The organism is Aeromicrobium alkaliterrae (assembly GCF_039529015.1).
Classification (GTDB): Bacteria; Actinomycetota; Actinomycetes; order Propionibacteriales; family Nocardioidaceae; genus Aeromicrobium; species Aeromicrobium alkaliterrae.
In genome coordinates, this window is sequence record NZ_BAAAME010000002.1 from 282208 (window position 1) to 297279 (window position 15072).

Sequence of the window (15072 nt, forward strand, 5' to 3'; positions counted from 1 at the left end):
TCGCGCGACCGCGCCATGATTTTAGAAGGAGTCCGAGTGTCCCTCGCCTCCACGCTGTCCGCTGCCTCGGGACCGCCGAGCCCCGGACCTGCTGACTTCAACCTGCCGGCCATCTTCGAGGTCGGCTCGCTCGAGATCACCAAGCCGATGGTGCTGCTGACGTTCTCGGTGGTGCTGATCGTGGCCCTCTTCGCCGCCGCCGCGCGCCCCGCGGCCGTCGTGCCGGGTCGCCTGCAGTTCGCCGGCGAGATGGTCTACGGCTTCGTCCGCAACGGCATCGGCCGCGACAACATCGGCAGCCACGACTTCCAGCGCTTCGTGCCGTTCCTGTTCGCGATCTTCACCTTCGTGTTCGTGAACAACTACTACGGCCTCATCCCGGTCGTGCAGTTCCCCTCGATGTCGCACATCGGCTTCCCGGCCGCGCTGGCGATCATCACGTGGCTCGTCTACAACGGCGCCGGCATCAAGCAGCACGGCTTCCTCGGCTACCTCAAGCACGAGACCGTGCCCGCCGGCATGAAGGGCCCGATCCTCCTCCTGCTCGTGCCGCTGGAGTTCCTGTCCAACATCCTGCTGCGACCCCTGACGCTGACGCTGCGTCTGTTCGCCACGATGTTCGCCGGCCACCTCCTGCTCCTGCTCTTCTCCCTGGGCGCGGAGTACCTGCTCCTGCACTCGGAGAACACGCTGGCCATCCCGGCCGGCATCGCCTCGGCCCTGCTGTTCGTCGGCATCTCCTTCCTGGAGCTGCTGGTGATGTTCCTGCAGGCCTACGTCTTCACGCTCCTGGCGTCCATGTACATCGGTGAGGCCATCGCCGACGAGCACTGATCCCTCAGCGGATCGCGCTCGTCGGTGGTCGCACCGACACAACTTCACACTCCCCTCTGAACACCGGCGCGGAGAATCCGCGTCGACAACGAAAGGAAATGCCGTGACCGGCGAAATTTTCGGCAACCTGAACATGATCGGCCTCGGCCTGGCCGCGATCGGCCCCGGCATCGCCGTCGGTCTCATCTTCGCCGCTCTGGTCTCCGGCGTCGCCCGTCAGCCCGAGGCGCAGGGCACCCTGCGTCAGCTGGCCATCCTGGGCTTCGTCCTCGCCGAGCAGTTCTTCATCATCGGCCTGGCGCTCGCGTTCGTTCTCTAGTCCGTAGCACCAGCCACCGACTCCGACAGAAGGCACACGCATGATCTCGACACGACTCGTCGCCGCGGCGGAGGGTGAGGAGCTCAACCCCCTCATCCCGCACACCGCGGAGATCGTCCTCAGCGCGGTCGTCTTCCTCCTGCTCCTCTTCCTGATCGTCAAGTTCGTCGTCCCGGGCTTCGAGAAGGCCTACAAGGAGCGCACGGCTGCCATCGAAGGTGGCATCGAGGAAGCCCAGGCGGCGCAGAAGGAGGCCCAGGCCGCGCTCGAGCAGTACAACGCTCAGCTCGCCGAGGCCCGTCACGACGCTGCTCGCATCCGCGAGGAGGCCAAGGAGCAGGGCGCGCAGATCCTCGCCGAGCTCCGCGCCGACGCGCAGGCCGAGGCGCAGCGCATCACCGCGGCCGCGCACGCGCAGGTCGAGGCCGAGCGTGCCCAGGTCGTCGCGCAGCTCAAGAGCGAGGTGGGCACCCTGGCCACCGAGCTCGCGGGCCGCATCGTCGGTGAGGCGTTGAACGACGACGAGCGCAGCCAGCGCACCGTCGAGCGCTTCATTGCCGAGCTCGAGCAGGAGTCGGCCAACTGATGTCCGCCTCCACCCCTGGTCACCTGCGCGGTGTCTCTGGCAGCTCCCTCGACGCGGTCCTGGCCGCCGTCGAGAGCAGCGGTGACGCGGGAGCCGAGCTCGGCGGGCAGCTCTTCGGAGTCGTCGCGACGCTCGACTCCTCGCCCGCGCTGCGCCGGGTCCTGACCGATCCGTCCACCGAGGACGAGGCCAAGCGCGGCCTCGCCACCTCGGTGTTCGGGCAGGCCGTCTCCGCCGCCACGCTCGAGGTCGTCCGCACCGCGGTCGGCTCGCGCTGGAGCGCGGGGCGCGACCTCACCGACGGCCTCGAGGTCGCCGGCGTCGTGGCGCTCCTCAAGGAGGCTGCCGCGTCGGGTCAGGTCGACGCGGTCGAGACCGAGCTGTTCTCGGTCGCACGCCTGGTCACCCAGACGCCGGACCTGCGCTCCGCCCTGTCCGACACCACGATCCCCGGTGTCGGCAAGTCTGACCTGATTGGTCGGGTCCTCGACGGCAAGGCCCAGCCCGTGACCGTCGCGATCGTCCGTCAGGCCGCTCGCGCCCGGACGGCGTCCTTCGAGCGCACGCTCGACCGGTTCGCCGACCTCGTCGCCGCACGCCGCGGTCGCCTCCTCGCGGAGGTCCGCACGGCCACCGAGCTCGGCCAGACCGAGCACGACCGGCTCGCCGCAGCGCTCACGGCCCGCTACGGCCGCGACGTCCACCTCAACGTCATCCTCGATCCGTCCGTCATCGGAGGCCTCGCGGTCTCGGTGGCCGACGACGTCATCGACGGCACCATGTCCAGTCGCCTCGAGACTGCCCGCCGGCAGCTCGCAGGTTGAAGTCACGCATCCCACCCAGTAAGGCAGGCACCCCATGACGGAGCTCTCGATTCGTCCGGATGAGATCCGCGACGCGTTGCAGAAGTTCGTGGCCGACTACACCCCCAGCGCCGCGAGCACCGAAGAGGTCGGCATCGTGTCCGACGCCGGTGACGGCATCGCGCACGTCGAGGGTCTGCCCTCGGCGATGGCTAACGAGCTGCTCGAGTTCGAGGACGGCACGCTCGGCCTCGCGCTGAACCTCGACGTCCGCGAGATCGGCGTCGTCATCCTCGGTGACTTCGCCGGCATCGAGGAGGGCCAGAAGGTCCGCCGCACCGGCGAGGTCCTCTCGGTCCCCGTCGGCGAGGGCTACCTCGGCCGCGTCGTCGACCCGCTCGGCACCCCGATCGACGGTCTCGGCGAGATCGCCACCGACGGTCGCCGCGCGCTCGAGCTGCAGGCGCCCACCGTGGTCGAGCGCAAGAGCGTCCACGAGCCGCTCATGACCGGCCTGAAGTCGATCGACTCCCTGACGCCCATCGGCCGCGGCCAGCGTCAGCTCATCATCGGCGACCGCCAGACCGGCAAGACCGCCATCGCGATCGACACGATCATCAACCAGAAGCAGTTCTGGGAGTCGGGCGACCCGAGCAAGCAGGTCCGCTGCATCTACGTCGGCATCGGCCAGAAGGGCTCCACGATCGCCTCGGTGCGTGGCGCGCTCGAGGACGCCGGCGCCCTGGAGTACACCACGATCGTCGCCGCCCCGGCCTCGGACTCGGCGGGCTTCAAGTACCTCGCCCCGTACACCGGCTCGGCCATCGGCCAGCACTGGATGTACCAGGGCAAGCACGTCCTGATCATCTTCGACGACCTGTCGAAGCAGGCCGAGGCCTACCGCGCCGTGTCGCTGCTGCTGCGCCGTCCGCCGGGCCGTGAGGCCTACCCGGGCGACGTCTTCTACCTGCACTCGCGTCTGCTCGAGCGCTGCGCCAAGCTCAGCGACGAGCTGGGTGCCGGCTCGATGACCGGCCTGCCGATCATCGAGACGAAGGCCAACGACGTCTCGGCGTACATCCCGACCAACGTCATCTCGATCACCGACGGCCAGATCTTCCTGCAGTCGGACCTGTTCAACGCCAACCAGCGTCCCGCGGTCGACGTCGGCATCTCGGTCTCCCGTGTGGGTGGCGCCGCGATGCAGAAGTCGATGAAGGCCGTCACCGGCTCGCTCAAGGTCGAGCTCGCGCAGTACCGCGCGATGGAGGCCTTCGCGATGTTCGCCTCCGACCTCGACGCGGCGTCCAAGGCGCAGCTGGCCCGTGGTCAGCGCATCATGGAGCTGTTCAAGCAGGGTCAGTACCAGCCCTTCGCGGTCGAGCAGCAGGTCGTGTCGCTGTGGGCGGTCCAGACCGGCAAGCTCGACGCGGTGCCGGTCGACGACGTGAGCCGCTTCGAGACGGAGTTCCAGGACTTCATCAAGCGCTCGCACGCCGGGATCCTCGACGCGATCCGTGAGACGGGCAAGTTCGAGGACGACACCGCCTCGGCGCTGGAGGACGCGTACACGTCCTTCCTCGACCAGTTCGAGACCAGCGACGGCGAGTCGATCAAGCCCGGCTCCCAGCAGGTCGACGCCCTGGACGACGAGGACGTCGAGCAGGAGCAGATCGTCAAGCAGAAGCGGGGCTGACCCATGGCAGCGTCGGTACGAGAGCTACGCGCGAAGATCAGGTCGACCCAGGCGACCAAGAAGATCACGCGTGCCATGGAGCTCATCGCCGCGTCGCGCATCATCAAGGCGCAGCAGGTCGCGGCCTCGGCCGCTCCCTACGCGCGTGAGCTGACCCGCGCGGTCTCGGCGGTCGCGACGTTCTCGAACGTCGACCACCCGCTGACGACCGAGAAGGAGAACCCGACCCGCGCCGCGGTCCTCGTCATCACGAGCGACCGTGGTCTGGCCGGCTCCTACTCCTCGAGCGTGCTCAAGGAGGTCGAGCGGCTCGCCGAGAAGCTGCGTGGCGAGGGCAAGGAGATCGACTTCTACCTCTCGGGTCGCAAGTCGGTCGCCTACTTCAAGTTCCGCGACATCGGCCACGTCACCTCGTGGACCGGGTACTCGGACAAGCCGCAGTACGACGACGCGCGCACGATCGGCGAGACCCTCGTCGGCGCGTTCGCGGCCGAGGAGGACGACGACGACCGCCTGGTCGACGGCGCCCGTCCGGTCGACGAGCTCCACATCGTGTTCACGCGGTTCAAATCGATGCTGACGCAGGAGCCGGACGTCATCCGTCTGCTCCCGCTCGAGGTCGTCGAGGGCACCGAGGCGCCCGAGGCGTCCGAGCTGCTCCCGCTCTACGAGTTCGAGCCCTCCGCCGGTGAGGTGCTCGACGCGCTGCTGCCGAAGTACGTCAACAGCCGCATCTACTACTGCCTGCTGCAGGCGGCGGCCTCCGAGCTCGCCGCCCGCCAGAAGGCCATGAAGTCCGCGACCGACAACGCGCAGGACCTCATCGAGAAGTACACCCGCACGGCCAACCAGGCCCGCCAGGCCGGCATTACCCAGGAGATCAGCGAGATCGTGGGCGGCGCGAACGCGCTCGCCGACGCCGCCGCTGGTCAGGAGTGAGTGAGAGAGACATGACTGCCACCGCAGAAGAGAAGACCACGCCCACCACGGGTGCCACGGGTCGGGTCGCGCGCGTCATCGGCCCGGTCCTCGACATCGAGTTCCCCTCGGACCAGATGCCCGAGATCTACAACGCCCTGCACGTCGACACCGAGGTCGCGGGCACCAAGGAGACGCTGACCCTCGAGGTCGCCCTCCACATCGGCGACGGCCTGGTCCGCGCGATCAGCCTGCGCCCGACCGACGGCGTCGTGCGCGGCACCCCGGTCATCGACACCGGCGGACCGATCTCGGTCCCCGTCGGCGACGTGACCCTCGGCAAGGTGTTCACCACCACCGGCCAGGTCATGAACCTGGAGGAGGGGGAGACGTTCGAGGTCGGCGAGACCTGGGGCATCCACCGCAAGGCTCCGGCGTTCGACCAGCTCGAGGCCAAGACCGAGATGTTCCAGACCGGCATCAAGGTCATCGACCTGCTGACGCCGTACGTCCTCGGCGGCAAGATCGGCCTGTTCGGTGGTGCCGGTGTCGGCAAGACCGTGCTGATCCAGGAGATGATCGCCCGCGTCGCCAAGGACCACGACGGCGTGTCGGTGTTCGCCGGCGTCGGTGAGCGCACCCGTGAGGGCAACGACCTCATCGCCGAGATGGAGGAGGCGGGCGTCCTCGACAAGGTGGCGCTGGTCTTCGGCCAGATGGACGAGCCGCCGGGAGCGCGTCTGCGCGTCGCCCTGTCGGCCCTGACGATGGCCGAGTACTTCCGCGACGTCCAGAAGCAGGACGTGCTCCTGTTCATCGACAACATCTTCCGGTTCACGCAGGCCGGCTCGGAGGTCTCGACCCTCCTCGGCCGCATGCCGTCCGCGGTGGGTTACCAGCCGACCCTGGCCGACGAGATGGGTGTGCTCCAGGAGCGCATCACCTCGACGCGTGGTCACTCGATCACCTCGCTGCAGGCGATCTACGTGCCGGCCGACGACTACACCGACCCGGCCCCGGCCACGACGTTCGCGCACCTGGACGCCACGACCGAGCTCAACCGCGAGATCGCGTCGATGGGCATCTACCCGGCCGTCGACCCGCTGACCTCGACGTCGCGCATCCTCGACCCGCGCTACATCGCCGACGACCACTACCAGACGGCGAACCGGGTCAAGAGCATCCTGCAGCGCAACAAGGAGCTCCAGGACATCATCGCGATCCTCGGTGTCGACGAGCTCAGCGAGGAGGACAAGACGATCGTCTCGCGCGCTCGTCGCATCCAGCGCTTCCTCAGCCAGAACACCTACGTCGCCAAGCAGTTCACCGGCATCGAGGGTTCGACGGTCCCGCTCGACGAGACCATCTCGGCGTTCACGAAGATCTGTGACGGCGACTACGACCACGTGGCCGAGCAGGCCTTCTTCATGTGTGGCGGTCTGGAAGACGTCGACGCGAAGTGGGCCGAGATCCAGAAGAGCTTCTGATGGCCGGCACCCTGCAGGTCGAGCTCGTCGCGGCTGACCGCGTCGTGTGGTCGGGTGAGGCCGTGCGCGTCCTCGCGCGCACGGCGTCGGGCGACCTCGGCGTGCTCGCGAACCACGCACCGCTGCTGTCGGTGCTGGTGCCGGGTGTCGTCGAGATCGAGGCGCCGGGTGGCGACCGCGTGCGGGCCGCCGTCGGTGAGGGATTCCTGTCGGTCGCCGACAACCGGGTCTCGGTCCTGAGCGAGGACACGTTCCTCGCCGAGGAGATCGACGAGTCGGCCGTCCGTGCGGATCTCGACCAGGCTCTGGCCGACGGTGACGACGCTGCGGCGTCGCGCGCCGAGGCCAAGCTCCGCGTGCTGCACCGGTCCTGACGACGAGGGAGGGAGACGACGAGCATGCCGCTCTGGCTGTGGCTGGTCGACTCCCTCCTCGTCGTCGTCGTCCTGACGATCTGCCTGCTCGCCCTCGTGGTGGTCAGGCGTCGATCGATCGAGCGACGCTCGGGTGCCTTCGAGCTCACGCTCAGTCGCCACGCGTCCGGTGCGGCCGGCTGGTCGATCGGCACCGGCGTCTACCACGACGACCACCTCGAGTGGTACCGCACGTTCTCGCTGTCGTGGCGCCCGTCGATCGTGCTGCCGCGGCGTGGTGTCGAGATCAGCGGCCGTCGCCAGCCCGACGGTCCTGAGGGTCACGTCCTGGCGCCCGGTTCCGTCGTCGTCGACCTGAGCACGGTCGACGGTCGGCTCCGCCTGGCCCTGGCGCCGCCCGCCCTCACGGGCCTGCTCGCCTGGCTCGAGTCGTCCCCGCCCGGACGGGGCATCAACACCGTTTTGTAGCCATCTCGTCCTTGACGGGTCGGAGCGCGGACCGACAGACTCAAGACTTCCAGCACGTCCAGGGAGAGAACATCATGGTCAAGAAGCTCATCGTCGCCGCCGTCGTCGCCGCGATCCCGGTCCTGGGTGTCACGGCTCCCGCCGACGCCGCTCCGAAGAAGCCGGGCCACGACGTCGTCGTCCTGGCCGCCATCGACTGGCACTGAGACCACGGTCGAGCCCCGCACCCGTGAGCAGGGTGCGGGGCCTTTTCAGCGTTCTCCGCCGGGCACCCACAGCACGTCGCCCGTGCCCGCCTCGTGGTTCGCGACCCGGCCCAGGATGAAGAGCAGGTCGCTGAGCCGGTTGAGGTACTTCGCCGTCAACGCGTTCATGGTGTCGCCGTGCTCGTCGATCGCGGCCCAGGCCGCGCGCTCGGCGCGACGCGTGACGGTCCGCGCGACGTGCAGCTGCGCCGCCGCCTTCGTCCCGCCGGGCAGGATGAACGATCGCAGCTTCTCGACCTGCTCGTTGTAGGTGTCGCACCAGCCCTCGAGACGCTCGACGTAGTCGGGCTCGACGCGCAGCTGGGGGTACTCCGGGTTCTCGACGACGGGCGCACCGAGGTCGGCGCCGACGTCAAACAGGTCGTTCTGCACGTGCGTCAGCACGGCGACGACGTCCGCGCTCAGCTCGCCCAGGGCCAGGACGACGCCGATCTGGCTGTTCGCCTCGTCGACGTCGGCGTACGCCACGAGGCGCAGGTCGTTCTTCGACGTGCGGCTCATGTCGACCAGGGCGGTCGTGCCGTCGTCGCCGGTGCGCGTGTAGATGCGGGTGAGGTTGACCATGAGGTGACCTTAGGACGTGGCCGGTCCCGGCGAAAACTCAGTGGCGGAGATCCCGGTTGAGCGCCCCCGTTGGTCCACCGAGTGGTCCGCGAGCGTGATTCACGCCTCTCCCGTCACCCTGACCGTTACCTCGCGGTAATCTGCCCCCATGGCTGACAAGACTGCGCCCGACCGCCCGTGGGTGATGCGGACCTACGCGGGCCACAGCTCCGCGGCTGAGTCGAACGCGCTGTACCGCAAGAACCTGTCGAAGGGTCAGACCGGACTCTCGGTCGCCTTCGACCTGCCGACGCAGACGGGCTACGACCCGGACCACGAGCTGAGCCGTGGCGAGGTCGGCAAGGTGGGCGTCCCGATCCCGCACCTGGGCTCGATGCGCCGCCTCTTCCAGGACATCCCCCTGGAGGAGATGAACACCTCCATGACGATCAACGCGACGGCCATGTGGCTCCTCGCGATGTACCAGGTCGCCGCCGAGGAGCAGGGCGCGCCGCCCGAGAGCCTGGCCGGCACGACCCAGAACGACATCATCAAGGAGTACCTGTCGCGCGGCACCTACGTGTTCCCGCCCGAGGCCTCCCTGCGGCTGACGACGGACATGATCGCCTACACGGTCAACAACATCCCGAAGTGGAACCCGCTCAACATCTGCAGCTACCACCTGCAGGAGGCCGGCGCGACGCCCGTGCAGGAGCTCGCGTTCGCGATGAGCACCGCGATCGCCGTGCTCGACTCGGTCAAGGACTCCGGCCAGGTCGACGAGGCCGACTTCGAGAAGGTCGTCGGCCGCATCTCGTTCTTCGTCAACGCCGGGGTCCGCTTCATCGAGGAGACCTGCAAGATGCGTGCCTTCGGGCAGCTCTGGGAGGAGGTCACGCGTGACCGCTACGGCGTGACCGATCCCAAGATGCGCCGGTTCCGCTACGGCGTGCAGGTCAACTCCCTCGGCCTGACCGAGGCGCAGCCCGAGAACAACGTGCAGCGCATCGTGCTCGAGATGCTCGGCGTCACGCTCAGCAAGAGCGCCCGGGCCCGCGCGGTGCAGCTGCCCGCCTGGAACGAGGCGCTCGGGCTGCCGCGCGCGTGGGATCAGCAGTGGTCGCTGCGCCTGCAGCAGGTCCTGGCCTTCGAGTCCGACCTGCTGGAGTACGAGGACATCTTCGACGGCAGCCACGTCATCGAGGCGAAGGTCGCCGAGCTGGTCGAGGGCGCCAAGGCCGAGATCGACCGGGTGCAGGCGATGGGCGGCGCGGTCGCGGCCGTCGAGACCGGGTACATGAAGCAGGCTCTCGTCTCGTCGCACGCCGAGCGTCGTGGCCGCATCGAGGCCGGCGAGCTCAAGGTCGTGGGCGTCAACTCCTACACCGAGACGGAGCCCTCGCCGCTGACCGCCGACCTCGACGGCGCCATCATGGTGGCCGACCCGCAGGCCGAGGCCAACGCGATCGCCGACGTCCAGCAGTGGCGCAGCGAGCAGGACCGCGCCGCGGTCGAGGAGGCTCTGGCACGGGTCGCCGCCGAGGCGAAGACCTCGACCAACCTCATGGAGGCCACGCTCGCCGCCGTGCGCGCCGGCGCCACGGTGGGGGAGTGGGCTCACGTGCTGCGCGGCGTGTTCGGCGAGTACCGGGCACCCACGGGTGTCTCCGGGGTCGTCGGCGTGGCCGAGGCCGGCGCCGAGCTCACGGCGGTGCGCGAGAAGGTCACCCGCACGGGCGAGCAGCTCGGTGGTCGCCTGCGCTTCCTGGTCGGCAAGCCGGGCCTCGACGGCCACTCCAACGGCGCCGAGCAGGTCGCCGTCCGTGCGCGTGACGCGGGCTTCGAGGTCATCTACCAGGGCATCCGGCTCACCCCGTCGCAGATCGTCGCGGCCGCCGTGGCCGAGGACGTCGACGTCGTGGGCCTGTCGATCCTGTCGGGCTCGCACATGGAGCTCGTGCCGGACGTGCAGAAGGGACTCGCCGAGGCGGGCCTGACCAACGTTCCGGTTATCGTCGGCGGGATCATCCCCGACTCCGACGGTCGCCGTCTCGAGGAGGCCGGCATCGCTGCGGTCTTCACGCCGAAGGACTTCGGCATCACCGACATCATGGATCGCGTCGTCGACGAGATCCGCAAGGCGAACGACCTCGACTGACCCTTCGAGGCTCGCTCGTTCCTCGCTCGCACCTCAGGGACCGCGGTGGTCCCTGAGGTGCGAGCGGTGTCAGTTCAGGACGCGGAAGTCTGCGGGCAGGGCGCCGCCGCCGACGATGTCCTGCGCGAGCTCCTGCAGCGCCATCAGCGCGACCGACTGGGAGAACGGGCCGTAGGACACGCGCGCCACGCCGAGCTCCTGCTGGCGGGCGAGCGGGATCGAGCCGGGGTAGCCGATCGTCGTGAGCTTCTGCGGGCCCCACGCGCCGACGAGCTTCTCGACGTCGTCCTCCGAGAGCGGGCCCGGCACGAACACGACCGGGGCGCCGACGTCGAGGAAGGCCTTGCCCCGCTCGATCGCGTCGGCGATGACCTCGTCGTGGTCGCGGTCGCCGGCCTTGGCGACGACGTCGGTGCGCGCGTTGAGGACGAACGGGATGCCGGCGGCCTCGCCGGCCTTGACGACGGCCTCGACCGCGGCGACGGCCTCGGCGAGCGGCTTGACCTGGTCCTCCAGGTTCGCGCCGACGATGCCGACGTCGATCGCCTTGCGAGCCGTCTCGCCCGCGTTGCCGTAGCCGGCCTCGAGATCGGCGGTGACGGGCAGGTCGGTCGCGGCGGCGATGCGGCCGACGGCCTCGATCATCAGGTCGACGGGGATGTTCTCGCCGTCCTCGTAGCCGTACATCGCGGCGATCGAGTGGCTGGCGGTGGCGAGGGCCTTGGTGCCCTCGACCTCGGTGACGATCTTGGCGGTGATCGCGTCCCAGACGTTGACGACGGTCAGGAGCTCGGGAGCGGTGTGCAGGTCGAGGAGGCGCTGTGCGCGTGCTGCGATGTCGGTCATGCCTCGAACCTAACGCGCGGTGCCACGTCGCGCAGCGGGAGTCCGTCAGGCAAGCCGAACCTTCGCGAGGTCAGCCATTCCTTGCTGGAATTGCAGGGTTCTGGAGAGCTAAGGTGAGGACGTCGCCGACCACGGAAGGGGTGACGGTCAGGCCGCAGCAAGCTTCTTGCCGGACTTGGCGCCCTTGGCGCTCTTGCCCTTCGGAATTTTCACGAGCTTGCGCTTCTTGACGGTGTAGCCGTCGGGGAGCGTCCCGTCCTTCAGCATCTGGATCGGGCAACGCTTGCACCGCGGCTTGCTGACGCAGCACTTCTTCTTCGGCATCTTCGCCTTCTTCGCCACTGCCTCACCGTACAGGGGAGGGGCACCACCACCGAAAGGATCACGACCATGGCAGCTCCCGCCTTCGTCGCTCGACTCAACCACCAGCTCGGCTACGAGTTCGGTGCCCACCAGCAGTACGTGGCCATCGCGGCCTACTACGACGCGCTCACGATGCCGCAGATGGCGGCGCTGTTCTACAACCAGGCCGTCGAGGAGCGCGACCACGCGATGATGATGATCCAGTACCTGCTGGACGCCGACGCGGAGATCGCGATCCCGGCTCTCGAGGCGCCCGAGATGACGTTCGCCGACGTCATCGCCCCGGTCAAGCTCGCGCTCGACCAGGAGAAGCGCGTCACGGAGCAGATCAACGAGCTGACCCGCATCGCGCGCGACGAGAACGACTTCGCCTCGGACCAGTTCATGCAGTGGTTCGTCAAGGAGCAGGTCGAGGAGGTCTCGAAGATGAGCGACCTCCTGGCCGTCGTGACCCGTTCGGCGAGCGACTACGAGCGCATCGAGGACTGGGTCGCCCGGGAGGACAAGGGCGAGGGTAGCGACCCGACCGCCCCCCGCAAGGCCGGCGCCTGACCCACCCCGCCCCCTGGGCGGTCTAGCTCACCGCCCGGGGGTCAGGTGCGGTCGAAGGTGAGGTCCATCCAGGGGACCCACGCGCCCTCGACCTGGCGCTCCCAGCGGGTGCACATCTGGTCGGTGCCGTGGTCGGTGCGGAACCAGCTGCGCACACCCACGCCGTGCAGCAGGAGCAGGCCGGGCTCCTCCAGCGTCAGCCGCATCGTGCTCGGCGCGGGACCGGTCTCGAACGCGACCATCTGCCAGCCGCCCTCGGGGTGCTCACCGCCGATGACCTCGTGCGCCAGCGCCCGGTGCCCGTCGCCCATGTCGACGTCGACCTCGTGCGCGATCCACGTGCCGCCGGGCAGCAGCGTGTACGTGTCGGAGCCGCTGATCTCGACGACGACCTGCCCGTGGTCGTCCAGCACGGTGCCGGAGGTCCGCCACGACCCGAGGATCGCGTGCAGGGGAGTCAGGTCGGCCATGCGGAGACCTAGAACAGCCGCAGGCTGGGGTCGTCGATGCCGCGGAGGGCGTCGTAGTCGACCAGGACGCACTCGATGCCGCGGTCGGTGGCCAGGGTGCGCGCTTGGGGCTTGATGTCCTGGGCCGCGAAGATGCCGCGCACGGGGCGCAGCTTCGGGTCGCGGTTCATGAGCTCGAGGTAGCGCGTGAGCTGCTCGACGCCGTCGATGCCGCCCTGGCGCTTGATCTCCACTGCCACCGCGGCGCCCGCGGCGTCACGGCAGAGCAGGTCAACCGGACCGATCGCCGTCATGTACTCGCGGCGCACCAGGCTGAGGCCGTCACCGAGCGTCGTGGTGTGCTCGGCGAGCAGCTCCTGGAGGTGCTTCTCCACGCCGTCCTTCTGCAGGCCCGGGTCGACGCCGAGGTCGTGCGCCGAGTCGTGCAGGACCTCCTCGATGCGGATGCGCAGCGTGTCGTCGGTCTTGGTGGCCGAGACGGTCCACTCGGTGACACCGTCGTCGGCCACGCCCTCGCGGAGCGTGCACGGCGGGCTCATCCAGTTCAGCGGCTTGTACGAGCCGCCGTCGGAGTGGATCAGCACCGAGCCGTCGGACTTGACCATGATGACGCGGGTGGCCAGGGGCAGGTGCGCGGTGAGCCGGCCGGCGTAGTCGACCTGGCAGCGCGCGACGACGAGCCGCATCAGCGGCGCGTGAGGGTGCCGAGGGTGAACACCAGGCCGGCGTCGGTGACGTCACCGGCCAGGTCGTTGCCGTCGAGACCGGAGAACGTCACGACGCCGTTCGCGAGCGTGTAGGTGCCCGTCAGGAAGTCGGCGTTGCCCTGGTAGTCCCACGTGAAGGTGCCGTCGGCGGCGAAGGTCGCGGTCCAGTCGGCCGCGTCGTCGCGCCAGGTGCCCACCAGGTCGGCAGCGACCTGGGGGAGTGCGGGGGCCTCGGACGTGGGCGCTGCCGTGGTGGGAGCGGGCGTGCTCTCGGTGGCCGACGGCGTCGGCGACGGATCGCTCTCGACGCCCGGATCGTCCTCGCCGCAGGCGCTCAGCGCGAGGCCTGCCACCAGGGTCAGGGCGACGGTCCAGACCCGCGTACGTCGATTCATCGGCTCCCCGTAGATCAGTGCGAAAAGTTCACGCTAGTGTGTCACGACCCGTCACGTTACTCAGGAGTAGACATGCAGGAGATCGTCGACCGACTCACCGCCGATGACCGCGGCGCCGAGATCGCGCGAACGCTCATCTTCCCGTACCTCAACCACGCCGCGACGATGCTCGAGAGCGGCTACGCGACGAGCGCCGACATCGACGCCGGCATGCGTTTCGGCTGCGGCTACCCGGTCGGGCCCATCGCCCTGACCGAGGCCCTCGGAGCCCAGACCGTGATCGACGGCCTGACCGCGCTGCACGCCACCACGGGCGACCCGCTCCACGTCCCCGCCCCGATCCTGTCCGACCTCGCGGGCGCCGCTGCCGCCGAGGACGTCACGCCGCAGCTGCGCCACGACGTCACCTCGATCGGCGTCGTCGGCACCGGCACGATGGCCTCGGGCATCGTCCAGGTCTTCGCGCAGGCCGGCTACGACGTGACCTACGTCGGCCGCTCGCAGGACAAGCTCGACGGCGTCATCGCCTACATCACCAAGAACCTCGACCGGGCCGTCGCCAAGGGCAAGCTCGACGAGGACGGCAAGGCGTCGGTGCTCGACCGCCTGACGGGCTCGACCGAGCGCGAGGCGCTCGGCGGCGTCGACGTCGTCGTCGAGGCCATCGCCGAAGACCTGGAGATCAAGCGCGAGCTCTTCCGCGACCTCGACCGCATCGCCAAGCCCGGCGCGATCCTGGCCACGACCACGTCGTCGCTCTCGATCGCCGACCTGGCGGCGCAGACGGGCCGTCCGGGCGACGTCGTGGGCATCCACTTCTTCAACCCGGCGCCGGTCATGAAGCTCGTCGAGATCGTCTCGGCCGACACGACGTCGCCCGAGGTCGCCGAGACGGCGAAGGCGCTGAGCCTGAACGTCGGCAAGCACCCCGTCTCGTGCGGCGACCGGGCCGGCTTCATCGTCAACGCCCTGCTGTTCCCGTACCTGAACGACGCGATCCGGCTGCACGAGAACGGTGGCGGATCCCTCGAGGAGATCGACACCGCGATCAAGGAGAACGCGAAGCTGCCGATGGGTCCGTTCGAGCTGCTCGACGTGGTCGGCAACGACGTCTCGCTCGCGATCCAGCAGACCCTCGTCGGTGCCTTCGGCCACGACGGCTGGGCCCCCGCCCCGACGCTCGAGAAGCTCGTCGCGGACGGCCAGCTCGGCCGCAAGACCAAGGCGGGCTTCCACACCTACTGAGCGCACGCGGCAGGAAACCCCTGCAAACTCACACGACGAGGC

The 15072-nt window shown here is 69.1% G+C and carries 19 protein-coding genes; 13 read left to right on the plus strand and 6 right to left on the minus strand.

The window, feature by feature from the left end:
• The first annotated feature begins 36 nt into the window (after window positions 1-36).
• The 10 genes from atpB to ABD127_RS02450 all read left to right on the plus strand — a co-directional run bounded on the left by atpB (window position 37) and on the right by ABD127_RS02450 (window position 7691).
• Window positions 37-834 carry a F0F1 ATP synthase subunit A gene (atpB, locus tag ABD127_RS02405; RefSeq protein ID WP_344197336.1) on the plus strand — a complete coding sequence of 266 codons (798 nt, stop codon included), beginning with the start codon at window positions 37-39 and terminating at the stop codon, window positions 832-834.
• A 133-nt stretch (window positions 835-967) separates the two neighbouring features.
• Window positions 968-1153 carry a F0F1 ATP synthase subunit C gene (locus ABD127_RS02410; protein WP_425545791.1) on the plus strand — a complete coding sequence of 62 codons (186 nt, stop codon included), beginning with the start codon at window positions 968-970 and terminating at the stop codon, window positions 1151-1153.
• A 40-nt stretch (window positions 1154-1193) separates the two neighbouring features.
• Window positions 1194-1739, plus strand: a complete 546-nt coding sequence (locus ABD127_RS02415; RefSeq protein WP_344197338.1) for a F0F1 ATP synthase subunit B — start codon at window positions 1194-1196, stop codon at window positions 1737-1739.
• Window positions 1739-2563, plus strand: coding sequence for a F0F1 ATP synthase subunit delta (locus ABD127_RS02420; RefSeq protein ID WP_344197340.1), 825 nt, complete (start codon window positions 1739-1741; stop codon window positions 2561-2563). The genes ABD127_RS02415 and ABD127_RS02420 overlap by 1 nt, the downstream gene beginning before the upstream one ends.
• Before the next feature lie 34 nt (window positions 2564-2597).
• The gene (atpA, locus tag ABD127_RS02425) at window positions 2598-4238 is read left to right on the plus strand and encodes a F0F1 ATP synthase subunit alpha (RefSeq protein ID WP_344197341.1); all 1641 of its coding nucleotides are present in this window, start codon (window positions 2598-2600) and stop codon (window positions 4236-4238) included.
• A gap of 3 nt (window positions 4239-4241) precedes the next feature.
• Entirely contained in the window at window positions 4242-5177 is a 936-nt protein-coding gene (locus ABD127_RS02430; RefSeq protein WP_344197342.1) for a F0F1 ATP synthase subunit gamma, read from the plus strand.
• 11 nt (window positions 5178-5188) lie between these two features.
• Window positions 5189-6643, plus strand: coding sequence for a F0F1 ATP synthase subunit beta (gene atpD, locus ABD127_RS02435; RefSeq protein ID WP_344197344.1), 1455 nt, complete (start codon window positions 5189-5191; stop codon window positions 6641-6643).
• On the plus strand, window positions 6643-7017 hold the full coding sequence (locus tag ABD127_RS02440) for a F0F1 ATP synthase subunit epsilon (RefSeq protein WP_344197346.1): 375 nt from the start codon (window positions 6643-6645) through the stop codon (window positions 7015-7017). Before atpD ends, ABD127_RS02440 begins: the two co-directional genes overlap by 1 nt.
• Window positions 7018-7041: 24 nt before the next feature.
• Complete coding sequence (locus ABD127_RS02445; RefSeq protein ID WP_344197348.1) at window positions 7042-7485, plus strand: DUF2550 domain-containing protein; 444 nt, start codon at window positions 7042-7044, stop codon at window positions 7483-7485.
• 74 nt (window positions 7486-7559) lie between these two features.
• Window positions 7560-7691 carry a hypothetical protein gene (locus ABD127_RS02450; protein ID WP_344197350.1) on the plus strand — a complete coding sequence of 44 codons (132 nt, stop codon included), beginning with the start codon at window positions 7560-7562 and terminating at the stop codon, window positions 7689-7691.
• A gap of 45 nt (window positions 7692-7736) precedes the next feature.
• On the opposite strand, the gene ABD127_RS02455 is transcribed toward ABD127_RS02450, so the two are convergent.
• Window positions 7737-8315 carry a cob(I)yrinic acid a,c-diamide adenosyltransferase gene (locus tag ABD127_RS02455; RefSeq protein WP_344197352.1) on the minus strand — a complete coding sequence of 193 codons (579 nt, stop codon included), beginning with the start codon at window positions 8313-8315 and terminating at the stop codon, window positions 7737-7739.
• A 148-nt stretch (window positions 8316-8463) separates the two neighbouring features.
• Between ABD127_RS02455 and ABD127_RS02460 the strand changes: the two genes are divergently transcribed.
• On the plus strand, window positions 8464-10452 hold the full coding sequence (locus ABD127_RS02460) for a protein meaA (protein ID WP_344197354.1): 1989 nt from the start codon (window positions 8464-8466) through the stop codon (window positions 10450-10452).
• Window positions 10453-10521: 69 nt separating this feature from the next.
• On the opposite strand, the gene ABD127_RS02465 is transcribed toward ABD127_RS02460, so the two are convergent.
• Both ABD127_RS02465 and ABD127_RS02470 read right to left on the minus strand, forming a co-directional pair.
• Window positions 10522-11298 carry an isocitrate lyase/PEP mutase family protein gene (locus tag ABD127_RS02465; protein WP_344197356.1) on the minus strand — a complete coding sequence of 259 codons (777 nt, stop codon included), beginning with the start codon at window positions 11296-11298 and terminating at the stop codon, window positions 10522-10524.
• 147 nt (window positions 11299-11445) lie between these two features.
• Window positions 11446-11622 carry a hypothetical protein gene (locus tag ABD127_RS02470; protein ID WP_344197358.1) on the minus strand — a complete coding sequence of 59 codons (177 nt, stop codon included), beginning with the start codon at window positions 11620-11622 and terminating at the stop codon, window positions 11446-11448.
• Between the two features lie 66 nt (window positions 11623-11688).
• Here ABD127_RS02470 and ABD127_RS02475 point away from each other — a divergent pair, with 66 nt between their 5' ends.
• Window positions 11689-12213, plus strand: coding sequence for a ferritin (locus ABD127_RS02475; RefSeq protein ID WP_344197360.1), 525 nt, complete (start codon window positions 11689-11691; stop codon window positions 12211-12213).
• A gap of 41 nt (window positions 12214-12254) precedes the next feature.
• Here the strand turns inward: ABD127_RS02475 and ABD127_RS02480 are convergent, their stop codons facing one another.
• The 3 genes from ABD127_RS02480 to ABD127_RS02490 are packed head-to-tail and all read right to left on the minus strand — an operon-like array spanning window position 12255 to window position 13785.
• Window positions 12255-12683 carry a hypothetical protein gene (locus ABD127_RS02480; RefSeq protein ID WP_344197362.1) on the minus strand — a complete coding sequence of 143 codons (429 nt, stop codon included), beginning with the start codon at window positions 12681-12683 and terminating at the stop codon, window positions 12255-12257.
• An 8-nt stretch (window positions 12684-12691) separates the two neighbouring features.
• Window positions 12692-13369, minus strand: coding sequence for an endonuclease NucS (gene nucS / locus ABD127_RS02485; RefSeq protein ID WP_344197364.1), 678 nt, complete (start codon window positions 13367-13369; stop codon window positions 12692-12694).
• On the minus strand, window positions 13369-13785 hold the full coding sequence (locus ABD127_RS02490) for a hypothetical protein (RefSeq protein ID WP_344197366.1): 417 nt from the start codon (window positions 13783-13785) through the stop codon (window positions 13369-13371). The genes nucS and ABD127_RS02490 overlap by 1 nt, the downstream gene beginning before the upstream one ends.
• Window positions 13786-13857: 72 nt before the next feature.
• Between ABD127_RS02490 and ABD127_RS02495 the strand changes: the two genes are divergently transcribed.
• Window positions 13858-15030: a 3-hydroxyacyl-CoA dehydrogenase family protein gene (locus ABD127_RS02495; RefSeq protein WP_344197368.1), complete on the plus strand. Its 1173-nt coding sequence runs from the start codon at window positions 13858-13860 to the stop codon at window positions 15028-15030.
• Window positions 15031-15072 lie beyond the last annotated feature (42 nt).